13 protein-coding genes are annotated in these 16,604 nt (G+C 44.8%); all 13 read right to left on the reverse strand.

Annotated features, from left to right (window positions below; translation table 11 throughout):
- The coding region (locus BM736_RS24340) for a GTP-binding protein (protein ID WP_143562480.1) at positions 1-592 on the reverse strand (592 nt) is incomplete at its 3' end.
- Positions 593-675: 83 nt separating this feature from the next.
- Positions 676-2,772, reverse strand: a complete 2,097-nt coding sequence (fusA, locus tag BM736_RS24345; protein WP_076416856.1) for an elongation factor G — start codon at positions 2,770-2,772, stop codon at positions 676-678.
- Positions 2,773-2,860: 88 nt separating this feature from the next.
- Positions 2,861-3,331, reverse strand: coding sequence for a 30S ribosomal protein S7 (gene rpsG, locus BM736_RS24350; protein WP_076416857.1), 471 nt, complete (start codon positions 3,329-3,331; stop codon positions 2,861-2,863).
- 76 nt (positions 3,332-3,407) lie between these two features.
- Complete coding sequence (gene rpsL / locus BM736_RS24355) at positions 3,408-3,782, reverse strand: 30S ribosomal protein S12 (RefSeq protein WP_076416858.1); 375 nt, start codon at positions 3,780-3,782, stop codon at positions 3,408-3,410.
- Positions 3,783-3,971: 189 nt separating this feature from the next.
- Complete coding sequence (gene rpoC, locus BM736_RS24360) at positions 3,972-8,198, reverse strand: DNA-directed RNA polymerase subunit beta' (RefSeq protein ID WP_076416859.1); 4,227 nt, start codon at positions 8,196-8,198, stop codon at positions 3,972-3,974.
- 80 nt (positions 8,199-8,278) lie between these two features.
- On the reverse strand, positions 8,279-12,310 hold the full coding sequence (gene rpoB / locus BM736_RS24365; protein ID WP_076416860.1) for a DNA-directed RNA polymerase subunit beta: 4,032 nt from the start codon (positions 12,308-12,310) through the stop codon (positions 8,279-8,281).
- Between the two features lie 238 nt (positions 12,311-12,548).
- Positions 12,549-12,917, reverse strand: coding sequence for a 50S ribosomal protein L7/L12 (gene rplL, locus BM736_RS24370; protein ID WP_076416861.1), 369 nt, complete (start codon positions 12,915-12,917; stop codon positions 12,549-12,551).
- 45 nt (positions 12,918-12,962) lie between these two features.
- Positions 12,963-13,463 (reverse strand): 50S ribosomal protein L10, encoded by a 501-nt coding sequence (gene rplJ / locus BM736_RS24375; RefSeq protein ID WP_076416862.1) that lies wholly within the window; start codon positions 13,461-13,463, stop codon positions 12,963-12,965.
- Between the two features lie 264 nt (positions 13,464-13,727).
- Positions 13,728-14,429, reverse strand: coding sequence for a 50S ribosomal protein L1 (gene rplA, locus BM736_RS24380; protein ID WP_076416863.1), 702 nt, complete (start codon positions 14,427-14,429; stop codon positions 13,728-13,730).
- Positions 14,430-14,433: 4 nt separating this feature from the next.
- Complete coding sequence (gene rplK / locus BM736_RS24385; protein ID WP_076416864.1) at positions 14,434-14,862, reverse strand: 50S ribosomal protein L11; 429 nt, start codon at positions 14,860-14,862, stop codon at positions 14,434-14,436.
- Between the two features lie 125 nt (positions 14,863-14,987).
- Positions 14,988-15,539: a transcription termination/antitermination protein NusG gene (gene nusG, locus BM736_RS24390; protein WP_076416865.1), complete on the reverse strand. Its 552-nt coding sequence runs from the start codon at positions 15,537-15,539 to the stop codon at positions 14,988-14,990.
- Between the two features lie 9 nt (positions 15,540-15,548).
- Entirely contained in the window at positions 15,549-15,920 is a 372-nt protein-coding gene (secE, locus tag BM736_RS24395) for a preprotein translocase subunit SecE (RefSeq protein ID WP_076416866.1), read from the reverse strand.
- 265 nt (positions 15,921-16,185) lie between these two features.
- The coding region (locus BM736_RS24400) for an EF-Tu/IF-2/RF-3 family GTPase (RefSeq protein WP_372828717.1) at positions 16,186-16,604 on the reverse strand (419 nt) is incomplete at its 5' end.

The raw sequence follows: 16,604 nt of genomic DNA on the forward strand, positions 1-16,604 counted from the left end.
TATCAAGTGCTTCTGCAAGCTCAAGAATCTTAGCTTCCCAATCAGCTTCGCCTTCAAGGGCTTTAAGTGCTGAACCTTGGATAACTGGAAGGTCATCACCTGGGAATTCATACTCAGAAAGAAGTTCACGAACTTCCATTTCTACAAGCTCAAGAAGCTCTTCGTCATCTACCATGTCACACTTGTTCATGAATACGATGATGAAAGGTACACCAACCTGACGAGAAAGCAGGATGTGCTCACGAGTCTGTGGCATTGGACCATCTGTAGAAGCAACTACTAGAATCGCGCCATCCATTTGAGCAGCACCAGTAATCATGTTTTTAACATAATCGGCGTGACCAGGACAATCTACGTGTGCGTAGTGACGTGATGGAGTGTCATATTCGATGTGAGAGGTATTAATTGTAATACCACGCTCGCGCTCTTCTGGAGCGTTATCGATTTGTGCGAAATCTTTAACTTCACCACCGTAAGTCTTAGTCAATACTGCAGAGATAGCAGCAGTTAGAGTAGTCTTACCATGATCGACGTGTCCGATAGTACCAACGTTTACGTGTGGTTTACTACGTTCAAATTTTTCTTTAGCCACGATATATTCCTTTCTTTTCAGAAATGCTCGGCATTGACCGAGCAATAGCAATTAATTTATACAAATATGGATAACAGGGCTATTTAGCCTCGTGCTTCCATAATCGCTTTAGCAATGTTTGGCGGTGCATCGGAATACTTCAAAAACTCCATAGAGTATGAAGCACGCCCTTGTGTTGCACTGCGCAAATCAGTTGCATATCCAAACATTTCAGATAGAGGTACGGTCGCATGAACGAGTTTGACGCCGGCAATGCCGTCATCCATACCCTCGATCAAGCCACGACGTCTATTCAAGTCTCCGACAACATCACCCATATGATTTTCAGGCGTTGTTACTTCGACTTTCATGCACGGTTCTAAAAGCACAGGGTCAGCTTCTAAAGCGCCCTTCTTAAAGCCCATAGCACCAGCAACTTTAAAGGCCATCTCATTCGAGTCCACATCATGATATGAACCGTCATAAAGTGTAACCTTCACATCCAAGAGAGGGAAGCCAGCTAAAACACCACTCTTCATCTGCTCTTGAATACCTTTATCCACTGAAGGGATGTATTCTTTTGGAACAGCACCACCAACAATCTCGTTGACAAATTCGTACCCAAAGCCCTCTTCTTGAGGCTCCAGTTTCAACCAAACATGACCAAACTGACCACGTCCGCCTGACTGACGTACAAATTTACCTTCGACTTCTACACTCGAGCGAATAGTCTCACGATAAGCTACTTGTGGCTTACCTACGTTACACTCGACACTAAATTCACGACGCATACGGTCGACAATGATATCTAAGTGTAGCTCACCCATGCCTGAGATTAGTGTTTGTCCTGACTCGGGGTCAGTTTCGACACGAAATGATGGATCTTCTGCTGCAAGTTTTTGCAACGCGATCCCCATCTTCTGCTCATCGGCTTGAGATCTCGGTTCGACAGCAATCGTTATCACTGGCTCAGGGAATTCCATACGTTCTAGGATGACTTTATGATCTGGATCACAAAGGGTATCACCCGTAGTTACGTCCTTAAGACCAATAGCGGCAGCGATGTCACCAGCGCGAACCTCTTTAATCTCTTGGCGATCGTTTGCATGCATCTGCACCATACGACCTATGCGTTCCCGCTTCTGTTTAACCGAATTATATACGCCAGAACCCGTTTCCATCACACCCGAATAAACGCGCATAAAGGTTAAGGTACCAACGAATGGGTCTGTTGCAATTTTAAATGCCAACGCAGAGAAGGGAGCAGAATCGTCAGCTGGACGTTCAGTCTCTAAATCTTTGTCGTCAATTCCCTTAATAGCAGGAACTTCGACCGGCGATGGTAAGTAATCAATAACAGCATCGAGAACCGCTTGCACACCCTTGTTCTTAAATGCAGAACCACAGGTTGCTAATACGATTTCGTTCGCAAGAGTTCGTTGACGCAGTGCTGATTTGATCTCTTCTTCTGACAGTTCGCCCTCTTCGAGGTACTTATCCATCAGTTCATCGTTCGCTTCAGCAGCACTTTCAACTAAGTATTCACGCATTTCAGCTGCTTTATCAGCAAGCTCAGCAGGAATCTCTTCATAGGAGAATGTTGTACCTTGATCTTCTTCAGACCAGTTAATGGCCTTCATCTTAATCAAGTCAACAACACCTTTGAACTCCTCTTCTGCACCGATATTCAAGTGAATAGGTACACAAGTTGCGCCCAGACGGTTACGGATCTGCTCGACAACACTTTCAAAGTCTGCACCAGCACGATCCATCTTATTGACGAATACTATGCGTGGGACATGATACTTATCAGCTTGACGCCAAACAGTCTCAGATTGTGGTTCAACACCCGATGAACCACAGAACACAACGACTGCGCCATCGAGTACACGTAATGAACGCTCAACTTCAATTGTGAAGTCAACGTGACCAGGTGTATCGATGATATTAATACGGTGCTCAGTAAACTGTGCATCCATACCGCGCCAGAACGTTGTAGTAGCAGCAGATGTGATAGTAATACCACGCTCCTGCTCCTGCTCCATCCAATCCATGGTGGCTGCGCCATCATGAACTTCACCGATCTTATGAGACATACCGGTATAGAACAGAACACGTTCTGTTGTTGTGGTTTTTCCTGCGTCAACATGAGCACAGATACCGATATTACGGTAACGCTCAATAGGAGTTGTACGAGCCACGATTAAACCCTCTTAACTAAGGTTAACACTTAGAGTTAGTACCTTAGAGATGTAGAAAATGGAGCTGGCAAATGCCAGCTCCAACAGATTACCAGCGGTAATGAGCAAACGCTTTGTTTGCTTCTGCCATACGATGCACGTCTTCGCGCTTCTTAACAGCAGTACCTTTGTTATCTGAAGCGTCTAGCATTTCACCTGCTAGACGTAGAGCCATAGATTTTTCACCACGCTTACGTGCAGCTTCAACCAACCAGCGCATACCCAGTGCGTTACGACGAACAGGGCGTACTTCACATGGTACCTGGTAAGTAGAACCACCAACACGACGAGACTTAACCTCGACTGAAGGGCGAACGTTTTCCAGGGCTGCTTCAAGGATCACAAGATGATCTTCACCTTTTTTCTCAGATGCAGTATCTAGTGCCTTGTAAATAATCTTTTCTGCAGTCGACTTTTTGCCGTCCTGCATAATGACGTTGATGAACTTAGCCAGCAACTCACTATTGAACTTTGGATCTGGTAGGATTTTACGTTGTCCTACAACGCGACGTCTTGGCATAACAATTTCTCCGTATGCTTCAGGGACCCCAAAACTGGAATCTATATATTAGCTTGGCCTTACTTAACGGAAAACGTTAAGACTTAGGGCGCTTAGCTCCGTACTTAGAACGACCTTGACGACGGTCACTCACGCCAGCACAATCTAATGCGCCACGAACAGTGTGGTAACGTACACCAGGTAGATCTTTAACACGACCACCACGGATAAGAATTACACTGTGTTCCTGCAGGTTGTGGCCTTCACCGCCGATGTACGAAGTTACTTCGAAACCGTTAGTTAGACGCACACGAGCTACTTTACGTAGTGCAGAGTTAGGTTTTTTTGGTGTGGTTGTGTATACGCGAGTACAAACACCACGTTTTTGTGGACACGCATCCAACGCAGGCACATTAGTCTTGTCGACTTTTGGCGCACGTGGCTTACGGACCAACTGGTTTACAGTTGCCATGTATAGCTCCGAATCAGTTGATAAACTCAACAGTAAGGTGTGAAAAATCTATATCCCACAGGTGTGGGACGCGAAATTTTAGAAGTCTATGGGGTATCTGTCAAGAAATAGACAACTTTTAACCGATATTAAGTAAAAAAAAGGCGCCTAAGGCGCCTTTTTTACATTCTATTTACTTTCTAACACTGATTAATCAGAGCTACCAGCAAGATTTAGTAGGTCAGCTAGGTTCTGCTCAGCTTCGCTTGCACTAATTGTTGATGCTTCTTCAGTAGGCTTACCTGTAGCCGCTGCTGCAGCTTCAGCATTACGCTTCTGATGATAAGCATAACCAGTACCAGCTGGGATTAAGCGACCAACAATCACGTTCTCTTTAAGACCGCGTAGTTTATCACTCTTACCACCTACAGCCGCTTCAGTAAGAACACGGGTAGTTTCCTGGAACGACGCTGCTGAGATAAATGACTCAGTCGCTAGTGACGCCTTGGTAATACCAAGAAGTTCACGCTCAAACGTCGCAGGCTTCTTACCTTGCGCTTCAAGTTCGCGGTTAGCGATCTTAACGCGAGAGACTTCAGCTTGCTCACCCGCTAGGAACTGACTATCACCAGCATCGGTGATTAGGCACTTACGTAGCATCTGACGGATAATCACTTCGATGTGCTTATCGTTAATTTTTACGCCCTGTAGACGGTATACGTCTTGAACTTCATTAACGATATAGTTAGCCACTTTATGAATACCACGTAGACGTAGAATATCATGAGCAGCTTCAGCACCATCGGCAATAACTTCACCACGTTCGACTTTTTCACCTTCGAACACGTTAAGGTTACGCCACTTAGGGATCATCTCTTCGTATGGCTTGCCACCATCAGCAGGCGTGATCAATAGACGACGCTTACCTTTAGTTTCTTTACCAAACGAGATAGTACCTGAGTATTCAGCAAGAATTGCTGGCTCTTTAGGCTTACGCGCTTCGAATAGATCCGCAACGCGAGGTAGACCACCGGTAATATCACGAGTCTTCGAAGACTCCTGCGGGATACGCGCTAGTGCATCACCAACGTTAATCGCAGCGTTATCATCCTGGTTTACAATCGCATTACCAGGTAGGAAGTACTGTGCTGGTACTTCAGTACCAGGAATCATCAAGTCATTGCCATCAGCGCCAACAAGACGAATCGCAGGACGCATCTCTTTACCAGCTGTTGGACGTTGACCCACTTCCATAACAACGATTGAAGATAGACCAGTTAGCTCATCTGTTTGACGGTTCATGGTGACACCTTCAATCATATCAACAAACTTGATACTACCCGCAACTTCAGAAACGATTGGATGCGTATGCGGATCCCAGTTAGCGATGATTTCGCCAGCTGCTACGGCTGCTTCTTCTAGTTTTTCTAGAATCGTACCGTATGGAACCTTGTAACGCTCTTTCTCACGACCGAGTTCGTCAATAATGGCGACCTCAGATGAACGAGAAACGATAACAAGCTTACCTTCACTGTTAGTAACGTGTTTAGCATTATGCAGCTTAACGGTACCAGCGTTCTTAACTTGAACGTTGTTCTCAGCAGAAGCTCGAGATGCCGCACCACCAATGTGGAAGGTACGCATCGTAAGCTGTGTACCAGGCTCACCAATTGACTGAGCAGCAACAACACCGATAGCCTCACCTTGGTTAATAAGGTGACCACGCGCCAAATCACGACCATAACAAGCTTTACAAACACCGAAGTCGGTATCACAGCTAATTACAGAACGTACGATAACTTCATCAACTGAATGCTCTTCTAACGTGTCACACCATGCTTCATCAAGCAGAGTGTTACGTGGTGCAAGAATGTTTTCAGTACCTGGGTACATAACATCAACTGCAACAACACGACCAAGAACACGCTCACGAAGTGGCTCAACAACATCACCACCTTCAATAAGCGGCTTCATTGTTAGACCTTCGTAAGTACCACAGTCATCTTCGATAACAACTAAATCTTGAGCCACATCAACTAGACGACGAGTTAGGTAACCCGAGTTAGCTGTTTTAAGTGCGGTATCGGCTAGACCTTTACGAGCACCGTGAGTCGAGATGAAGTACTGAGATACGTTTAGACCTTCACGGAAGTTCGCCACAATTGGCGTTTCGATGATAGAGCCATCTGGCTTAGCCATCAGACCACGCATACCAGCTAACTGACGAATCTGTGCAGCACTACCACGAGCGCCTGAATCGGCCATCATGTAGATACTGTTGAATGATTCCTGCTGCTCTTCTTCACCATCACGGTTAATCACTGTCTCAGAAGACAGGTTATCCATCATAGCTTTAGAGATTTTTTCGTTAGCACTTGCCCAGATATCAATAACCTTGTTGTAACGCTCACCGGCAGTTACAAGACCTGACTGGAACTGCTCTTGAATTTCAAGAACTTCAGCTTCAGCGTCAGATACTAAGGTGTATTTCTCATCAGGGATAACCATATCGTTGATACCTACAGAGGCACCAGACACAGTTGCAAAGTGGAAACCGGCATACATCAATTGGTCAGCAAAGATAACAGTATCTTTAAGACCTAGTTGACGGTAACAGGTGTTAAGCAGCTTAGAGATCTGCTTCTTACCCATGTTCTGGTTAACCAGATCATAAGAAAGACCTTTCGGTAAAATACGAGATAGTAGTGCACGACCCACTGTAGTATCTACGATACGACGTGATTCTGTGCGCTCACCATTTTCGGCCACTTGCGTTTCAGTAATACGAACCTTGATGCGTGCATGAATTTGAGCACAACCAGTACGATAAGCTTTTTCAACTTCATCAACTGATTCAAAGGCCATACCTTCACCTTTACCGTTAACACACTCACGGCTGGTGTAGTAAAGACCCAATACAACATCTTGTGACGGTGTGATAACCGGCTCACCGTTTGCTGGTGAAAGAATGTTGTTGGTAGACATCATCAACGAGCGTGCTTCTAACTGTGCTTCCAGAGTTAGTGGCACGTGAACAGCCATTTGGTCACCATCGAAATCGGCGTTGTATGCCGCACAAACGAGTGGGTGTAGCTGAATCGCTTTACCTTCAATCAGTACCGGCTCAAATGCCTGGATACCTAGACGGTGAAGTGTTGGTGCACGGTTAAGCATAACTGGATGTTCACGAATCACTTCGTCAAGTACATCCCATACTTCGGCAACTTCACGCTCAACCATCTTCTTAGCCGCTTTAATCGTTGTCGCTAGACCACGACCTTCAAGCTTGCCATAGATGAAAGGCTTAAATAGTTCTAGAGCCATCTTCTTAGGAAGACCGCACTGATGTAAGCGAAGTGTTGGACCCACGGTAATAACCGAACGACCAGAGTAATCAACACGCTTACCTAGCAAGTTCTGACGGAAACGACCTTGCTTACCTTTGATCATATCGGCCAAAGATTTAAGCGGACGCTTGTTAGAACCTGTAATAGCACGACCACGACGACCGTTATCCAATAGCGCATCAACAGATTCTTGCAACATACGCTTTTCGTTACGTACGATGATATCTGGAGCAGCTAGGTCTAACAGACGCTTAAGACGGTTGTTACGGTTAATCACACGACGGTATAGGTCGTTAAGATCAGACGTAGCAAAACGACCGCCATCTAGTGGTACTAGAGGACGAAGATCTGGTGGCAGAACCGGTAGCACTTTAAGGATCATCCATTCCGGCTTGTTGCCAGACTGGAAGAATGCCTCAATAAGCTTAAGACGCTTAGTGATCTTCTTACGACGAGTCTCAGAGTTGATTGATGGCAACTCTTCGCGCATCATCTCAATCTCTTTCTCAAGCTCAATAGCACGTAGCAATTCAAGTACTGCTTCAGCACCCATCTTCGCTTCGAACTCATCACCGTACTCTTCTAGCGCATCGAGGTAGTTCTCTTCGGTAAGCATCTGTCCGCGCTCAAGGCTGGTCATGCCAGGCTCGATCACTACAAATGATTCGAAGTAAAGTACACGTTCGATGTCACGTAGAGTCATATCCAGCATCAAACCAATACGAGACGGTAGTGATTTAAGGAACCAGATATGAGCTACTGGGCTAGCAAGATCAATGTGACCCATGCGCTCACGACGCACTTTAGTCTGTGTAACTTCAACGCCACACTTTTCACAGATCACACCACGGTGCTTAAGTCGCTTGTACTTGCCACATAAACATTCGTAATCTTTTACTGGACCAAAAATACGCGCACAGAAAAGGCCTTCACGCTCAGGCTTAAAGGTACGGTAGTTAATGGTTTCTGGCTTCTTAACTTCACCAAATGACCAAGAGCGGATTAGATCTGGCGACGCTAGTCCGATCTTAATACCGTTAAATTCTTCAGTCTTACTTTGCTGTTTCAGAAACTTTAATAAGTCTTTCACGTTTCTCTCCTGAAGGAGTTAAACCGGGTGCCCCGCATAAGCAGGACACCAATTTATTGCCAAACTAACTAACGTTAGCTTTAGTCTTGATCCAACTCGATATTAATACCGAGTGAGCGGATCTCCTTCAACAATACGTTGAATGACTCTGGCATGCCTGGTTGCATCTGGTGATTACCGTCGACGATGTTCTTATACATCTGAGTACGACCGTTCACATCATCAGACTTAACAGTTAGCATCTCTTGAAGAGTATATGCTGCACCGTATGCTTCTAGTGCCCATACTTCCATCTCACCGAAACGCTGACCACCAAACTGAGCTTTACCACCAAGAGGCTGCTGAGTAACAAGACTGTATGAACCCGTAGAACGAGCATGCATCTTATCGTCAACCAAGTGGTTAAGCTTAAGCATATACATGTAACCAACAGTTACCTGACGCTCAAACTCGTTACCGGTGCGACCATCATAGAGAGTGCGCTGTCCAGAGGTAGGTAGACCAGCAAGCGCTAGCATTTCCTTGATCTCTTTCTCTTTTGCACCATCGAACGCTGGAGTCGCAATCGGGATACCACCCTTAAGGTGTTTAGCAAGACGAATAACTTCATCATCAGAGAATGAGTTGATGTCGACGCGCTGCTGCACTTCATCACCTAGCTCATAAACATCTTTAATGTAGTTACGCAACTCAGCAAGTTCACGCTGCTCTTCAAGCATAGCAGTGATGCGATCACCGATACCTTTAGCCGCTGCGCCCATATGAACTTCAAGTACCTGACCGATGTTCATACGTGACGGTACACCTAGTGGGTTCAATACGATATCCACTGGGTTACCATTCTCATCGTAAGGCATGTCTTCAACAGGGTTAATCTTAGAGATAACACCCTTGTTACCGTGACGACCCGCCATCTTATCACCAGGCTGAATAGTACGTTTAACTGCAAGGTAAACCTTAACAATCTTCAGTACGCCAGGTGCTAAATCATCACCTTGAGTGATCTTACGACGCTTAATTTCAAACTTCTTATCGAAATCAGCTTTTAGCTCATCATGCTGTTCAGCAAGTTGCTCAAGTTCTGTCTGCTTACCTTCGTCATCAATGCTTTGTACAAGCAACTGAGAACGTGGAATAGCATCAAGTTGAGCTTCATTAAAGCCAGCAGTTAGCAGTAAGTTACGAGCACGTCCATATACACCCTCTTCGAGGATCTGGAACTCTTCTGTCAAATCTTTCTTAGCTTGACCGATATGCATCTCTTCGATTTCAACAGCACGCTTATCTTTCTCAACGCCGTCACGGGTAAATACCTGAACGTCGATGATTGTACCTTTAACAGAGTTAGGTACACGTAGTGAGCTATCTTTTACATCAGATGCTTTTTCACCGAAAATTGCACGGAGAAGCTTCTCTTCTGGAGTAAGCTGTGTTTCACCCTTAGGTGTCACTTTACCTACTAGGATGTCGCCACCCTTAACTTCTGCACCGATATAAACGATACCTGATTCATCTAGCTTAGAAAGCGCAGACTCACCAACGTTTGGAATATCAGCAGTGATCTCTTCGCTACCTAGCTTAGTATCACGAGCAATACAAGAAAGCTCCTGAATATGGATAGTCGTGAAACGATCTTCCATAGCTACGCGCTCAGAGATAAGGATTGAATCCTCGAAGTTGTAACCATTCCAAGGCATGAACGCGATACGCATGTTTTGACCAAGAGCCAAATCACCTAAATCGGTTGATGGACCATCGGCTAATACATCACCACGTACAACTGGATCGCCAACTGAACAACATGGACGCTGGTTAATACATGTGTTCTGGTTAGAACGCGTGTATTTGGTCAAGTTGTAGATATCGATACCTGCTTCACCTGGACGCAGTTCAGATTCATTAACCTTAACCACGATACGGCTAGCATCAACATAATCGACACTACCACCACGCTTAGCAGCAACAACAACACCTGAGTCAACAGCAAGAGTACGCTCAATACCTGTACCAACTAACGGCTTATCAGCTTTTAGTGTCGGTACCGCTTGACGTTGCATGTTAGCACCCATCAATGCACGGTTAGCATCATCGTGTTCTAGGAACGGAATCAGTGATGCCGCTACAGAAATAATTTGCTGTGGAGAGATATCCATGTATTGAATATCAGATGCACCCATAAAGGTTGAATCACCCTTATGACGACAAGCAATAAGCTCGTCTAGCATACGACCATCTTCATCTAGATCTACGATTGCCTGTGCAATAACATAGCGACCTTCTTCAATAGCAGACAGGTAATCGACCTGATCTGTTACAACACCATCGATAACTTTACGATAAGGTGTTTCAAGGAAGCCGTATGAGTTAGTACGGGCAAAACTCGCTAGCGAGTTAATTAGACCAATGTTTGGACCTTCCGGAGTTTCGATTGGACATAGACGACCGTAGTGAGTCGGGTGTACATCTCGAACCTCAAAGCCAGCACGTTCACGCGTTAGACCACCAGGGCCTAATGCAGAGATACGACGCTTGTGAGTTACTTCAGAAAGCGGGTTGTTCTGATCCATAAACTGAGACAGTTGAGAAGAACCGAAGAACTCTTTAACTGCTGCAGAAATAGGCTTAGCATTGATCAGATCCTGAGGCATAAGCTCGTTTAGATCGCCTAAGCTTAGACGTTCACGAACGGCACGCTCAACACGAACTAAACCAACACGGAACTGGTTTTCTGCCATCTCACCGACGCTACGAATACGACGGTTACCCAAATGATCGATATCATCGACTTCGTCGCCACCGTTACGAATAGTAATGATGTTTTTCATTACTGCAACGATGTCTTCTTTAGATAGAATGCCAGTACCTTCATCATCACCAATACTTAGGCGACGGTTGAACTTCATACGACCAACTTTCGATAGGTCATAACGCTCTTCACTGAAGAACAAGTTCTGGAAAAGTGCTTCGGCAGCATCTTTGGTTGGTGGCTCGCCAGGACGCATCATACGGTAGATCTCTACAAGCGCCTCAAGACGGTTAGTAGTAGAGTCAATACGTAGTGTATCTGACATGTAAGCACCATTATCAAGCTCGTTGATATAAAGTGTGCTTACTTCTTTGATGCCAGCCATAGATAGCTTAGCAAGATCTTCAAGTGTAATTTCTGCGTTAGCAGAAACTAAAACTTCGCCAGTATCAGGATCGATATAATCCTGACCAGAGATCTTACCTGCAATGTAATCTACTGGTACTTCAAGTTCAGTGGTATTAGATTTTTCAAGCTGACGAATATGACGTGCAGTGATGCGACGACCTTTCTCAACAAGTACACTACCTTCTGAATCTTTGATGTCATAGCTTGCTGTTTCACCGCGAAGGCGATCAGCAACAAGATCCATAACTAAAGAATCTTTCTTAATCTTGAACCCAACACGATCAAAGAAAAGATCTAAGATATCTTGAGTAGAGTAATCAAGTGCACGCAGAATGATTGACGCCGGTAGCTTACGACGACGGTCAATACGTACGAATAGTGCATCTTTTGGATCGAATTCGAAATCTAACCAAGAACCACGGTAAGGAATAATACGTGCGTTATAAAGCACCTTACCTGAAGAGTGGGTCTTACCGCGGTCATGATCAAAGAATACACCAGGTGAACGGTGTAGCTGAGATACGATAACACGCTCAGTACCATTGATAACAAAGGTACCGTTGTCAGTCATAAGAGGGATATCCCCCATATAAACTTCTTGTTCTTTAATGTCTTTAACTGTTCCAGGTGCCGCTTCACGGTCATACAACACCATACGCAATTTAACGCGTAGAGGTGCAGAGTATGTAACACCGCGGATCTGACACTCTTTCACATCAAAAACAGGCTCACCTAACTTGTAGCTAACATATTGTAGCTCTGAGTTACCAGAAAAGCTCTTGATGGGAAAAACGCTACGGAAGGCAGCTTCAAAGCCACGCTCACCAGTAGGATCTTGATCAGTGAACTTCTTAAATGAGTCCAACTGTATTGACAATAGGTAAGGGATATCCAAAACTTTTGGACGTTTACCAAAATCTTTACGAATACGCTTCTTTTCAGAATAGGAGTAAACCATGGGTTTCCTCTGATTTCGAGATGTGACCAAGACTGAAACAATCATGTGATTGAAACAGCGCGTTTGCCCATCACCGTTGATGGCAAGAACCTAACCAGTAATCTCTGTTAGGGACTGCATAATCTGGCGACAAACGGTGAATAAAAAATCGCCTACGCTTACAGCGCAAAAAAGGCCAGCGGTCAAAAAACCGCCAGCCTTCACCCGATTACTCGGGCTTAGCAAGTTAAATTATAACTTACTTGATCTCAACAGAAGCACCAGCTTCTTCAAGGTCAGCTTTAAGAGCTTCAGCTTCAGCTTTTTCTACGCCTTCTTTAACTGCTACTGGAGCAGATTCAGCCATAGCTTTTGCTTCTTTCAGGCCAAGACCTGTAGCGCCGCGAAGAGCTTTAATTACTTTAACTTTGTTGTCACCGAATGAAGTCATCATAACGTCAAATTCAGTTTGCTCAGCAGCAGCAGCACCGCCTTCAGCACCGCCAGCAACAACAGCAGCTGCAGCAGATACGCCGAACTTCTCTTCCATTGCTTCGATTAGTTCAACAACTTCCATTACAGACATTTCTGCAAAGGCTTCTAAGATTTGGTCTTTAGTGATAGACATAACAAAATGTTCCTAATGTTCTGAGTTTAGGCAGCAAGTATAAACTTAAGCTGCTTCTTCTTTTTGATCGCGAAGGGCGGCCAGTAGACGTACAAACTTGCCAGCAGATGCTTCTTTCATAGTCATCATCAACTGAGCTAGAGCTTCGTCGTATGTTGGCAGTTTCGCTAAACGATCAATATCGGCTGCAGGAATTACTTCCCCTTCAAAGGCTGCTGCTTTAATTTCAAACTTCTCTTGTTCAGCGGCGAAATCTTTAAGAAGACGCGCTGCAGCACCTGGGTGCTCGTTAGAGAATGCAACTAAAGTAGGACCAGTAAACGTATCGTTTAGGCACTCAAAATCAGTACCTTCAACAGCGCGCTTAACTAATGTGTTACGTACAACTTTAACGTATACACCAGCTTCACGTGCTGCTTTACGCAGACTAGTCATATCACCTACAGTTACACCGCGTGAATCGGCTACAACTGCAGATAAAGCACCTTTGGCAGCTTCGTTGACTTCAGCAACAATTGCTTTTTTGTCTTCGAGTCCTAATGCCATTGGCTTTACTCCTGGATTCTATCTAGGGAATTCCCTAGCAATTACCATATTAACCACAAATGTGATTAATGATTTACGGTGCTTATCCAGTAGAACAAATTCTTTCTGGGGTCCGACACCGTCTACGTAGGAAATTAAGTTAACCTTTAGGAAAACACCTACGGTCTTGGACGGAAGCCTATGTTTTGACCAAATACATGGTTAAAAACAGGCCTCAACCCACAAGGTGCGCGCATTATAGACTAATACGCGAGCCTTGTAAAATTACTTAGCGTCAGCCAGGGTACCCTGGTCAACTGCAACACCTGCGCCCATAGTGGTCGAGATGCTGATTTTCTTAAGGTAAACACCTTTAGCTGCAGCAGGCTTAGCTTTCACTAGTGCTCCAACAAGTGCTTCCAAGTTTTCTTTAAGTTGAGCAGGTTCGAAGTCCACTTTACCAATAGTAGTGTGGATGATACCGTTCTTATCAGTACGGTAACGAACTTGACCAGCTTTAGCGTTCTTAACTGCTTCAGCAACGTTAGGCGTTACTGTGCCAGTCTTAGGGTTAGGCATTAGACCGCGTGGGCCTAAGATCTGACCTAGCTGACCAACAACACGCATTGCATCTGGAGAAGCAATAACAACGTCGAAGTTCATCTCACCAGCTTTAACTTGTGCAGCAAGCTCGTCCATACCGACAAGCTCAGCACCAGCCGCTGTAGCAGCTTCAGCGTTAGCACCTTGTGTGAATACAGCAACACGGATATCACGACCAGTACCGTGTGGTAGTACAGTAGCACCACGAACGTTTTGGTCAGATTTACGTGGATCAACACCAAGGTTTACAGCAACATCTACGCTCTCAACGAACTTAGCAGTTGCTAGCTCTTTAAGAAGTGCAACAGCTTCATTGATGTCGTAGTTTTTAGTTACTTCTACTTTCTCGCGAATCAGGCGAGCGCGCTTAGTTAGCTTTGCCATTATATTAGTCCTCTACTACCAAACCCATTGAACGAGCAGTACCTTCAATTGTGCGAGTCATCGCATCAATATCAGAACCAGTCATATCAGCCGCTTTCGTTTCAGCAATTTCCTGAACAGCGCTGCGCTTGATAGTTCCCACTTTTTCAGTGTTAGGACGACCAGAACCAGACTTCAGACCAGCTGCTTTAAGCAGAAGGAAAGACGCAGGTGGTGTCTTAGTTTCAAAAGTGAAAGAACGGTCTGTATATACGGTGATAACTACAGGAATCGGCATACCTTTGTCGAACTTTTCAGTACGAGCATTGAATGCTTTACAGAATTCCATGATGTTAACGCCCTTTTGACCTAGAGCAGGACCAACTGGTGGCGACGGGTTTGCAGCACCGGCTGCTACTTGTAGCTTGATGTAACCATCAACTTTCTTAGCCATGAGTATTTCCTCAATTTGGGTTCAAACGCCATCAGCGACATGCCGATTAGCTCCCCGAAAAACAATGGGTGCGGATTTTATAACAAATCCGCACCCAGTCCAAATACTTTTTGTATTTAATTTAATCAGCTCTTTTCGATCTGACTAAAGTCTAGCTCAACTGGTGTAGAACGACCGAAGATCATGACAGAAACCTTAACGCGGTTCTTCTCATAATCAACCTCTTCAACAGTACCGTTGAAGTCAGCAAATGGGCCGTCAGTAACACGTACCACTTCACCAGGCTCAAACATAACGCGATGTGTCGGAGACTCAGTAGTTTCCTGCAGGCGTTGTAGAATTCTGTCAGCTTCTCTATCTGAAATAGGCGCTGGACGATCTGAAGTTCCACCAATGAAGCCCATCACACGAGGGATGCTTTTCACTAAATGCCAGCTTTCGTCGTTCATTTCCATCTGTACTAAAACATAGCCAGGGAAGAATTTACGCTCACTCTTACGACGTTGACCCGCTCTCATCTCGACAACTTCTTCAGTTGGGACAAGAATTTCGCCAAAGTAGTGTTCCATATTATGCATCTGAATATATTCATTCAGAGTTTTAAGCACACGACCTTCATAACCAGAAAAGGCCTGGACCACATACCATCTTTTTTTAGCTTCAGTTGCTTCAGTCATACGAAGTGCCTATACGCCTGTAATAAAATTAACAATTCTCAGCAATACTGCGTCCATACCCCAAAGGATCAACGCTAGAACACCGGTCGCGGCTAATACAATAAATGTTGTATTGAGCGCTTCTTGACGCGTAGGCCATACTACCTTACGTACTTCAATTTGTGCTTCACGAGCAAAGACTAGCGCTTGCTTGCCTTTCTCTGTCTGTAGCGCAATAAAACCAGCAATAGCAAACGCTACTACAACGCTAATTGCACGTACTAATACACTTGCCTCGCTATACATCTGGTTGCCGATAATAGCAGCAGCCAATAAAATAACGACTAGGGCCCACTTTACGATATCCAGAGAATTACTCTGGCTTTCAGTATTTGTTGTCATCGGTTAATTCCGTTACTCACTACGACCTGAGGTGGTATTCGGTTGAAAAAGTTTTTAATAAACCTTATCTAACCACTTAATTCCGAGCTTACTACTCTCAAACTACTTAATTGTAAGCTCAGAGGGTCAAAAATCGGCCATAGATTGTATTCCTATTCAGGTTAGTAATCAAGAATACAAGTAGGTTTGTGCCGAGTTAAATGCAAAATAACAAAAAAGGAAGCCGAAGCTTCCTTTTCTTTAGTGTTTGTAAGAAGAGTCGCTATTAAGCAACAATCTCAGCTACAACACCAGCACCTACAGTACGACCACCTTCACGGATTGCGAAGCGTAAACCTTCGTCCATCGCGATTGGGCAGATTAGTGTAACTGTCATAGCAACGTTGTCACCAGGCATTACCATCTCTACGCCTTCTGGAAGCTCGATAGTACCGGTTACGTCAGTTGTACGGAAGTAGAACTGTGGACGGTAGCCTTTGAAGAATGGAGTATGACGTCCACCTTCTTCTTTAGACAGAACGTAGATTTCTGACTTGAAAGTAGTGTGTGGAGTGATTGAACCAGGAGCAGCAAGAACCTGACCACGCTCAACATCTTCACGCTTAGTACCACGTAGAAGAACACCACAGTTCTCGCCAGCACGACCTTCGTCAAGAAGCTTACGGAACATTTCAACACCAGTAC

This window comes from Shewanella sp. UCD-KL12, from assembly GCF_001957125.1.
In the GTDB taxonomy this organism is placed as follows: Bacteria; Pseudomonadota; Gammaproteobacteria; order Enterobacterales; family Shewanellaceae; genus Shewanella.

Bases quoted from the DNA above. Each gene is read 5' to 3' on its own strand.
- rpsG (WP_076416857.1), bottom strand. From the start codon at position 3,331: ATGCCAAGACGTCGCGTTGTAGGACAACGTAAAATCCTACCAGATCCA.
- rpsL (WP_076416858.1), bottom strand. From the start codon at position 3,782: ATGGCAACTGTAAACCAGTTGGTCCGTAAGCCACGTGCGCCAAAAGTC.
- rpoB (WP_076416860.1), bottom strand. From the start codon at position 12,310: ATGGTTTACTCCTATTCTGAAAAGAAGCGTATTCGTAAAGATTTTGGT.
- rplL (WP_076416861.1), bottom strand. From the start codon at position 12,917: ATGTCTATCACTAAAGACCAAATCTTAGAAGCCTTTGCAGAAATGTCT.
- rplJ (WP_076416862.1), bottom strand. From the start codon at position 13,463: ATGGCATTAGGACTCGAAGACAAAAAAGCAATTGTTGCTGAAGTCAAC.
- rplA (WP_076416863.1), bottom strand. From the start codon at position 14,429: ATGGCAAAGCTAACTAAGCGCGCTCGCCTGATTCGCGAGAAAGTAGAA.
- rplK (WP_076416864.1), bottom strand. From the start codon at position 14,862: ATGGCTAAGAAAGTTGATGGTTACATCAAGCTACAAGTAGCAGCCGGT.
- nusG (WP_076416865.1), bottom strand. From the start codon at position 15,539: ATGACTGAAGCAACTGAAGCTAAAAAAAGATGGTATGTGGTCCAGGCC.
- secE (WP_076416866.1), bottom strand. From the start codon at position 15,920: ATGACAACAAATACTGAAAGCCAGAGTAATTCTCTGGATATCGTAAAG.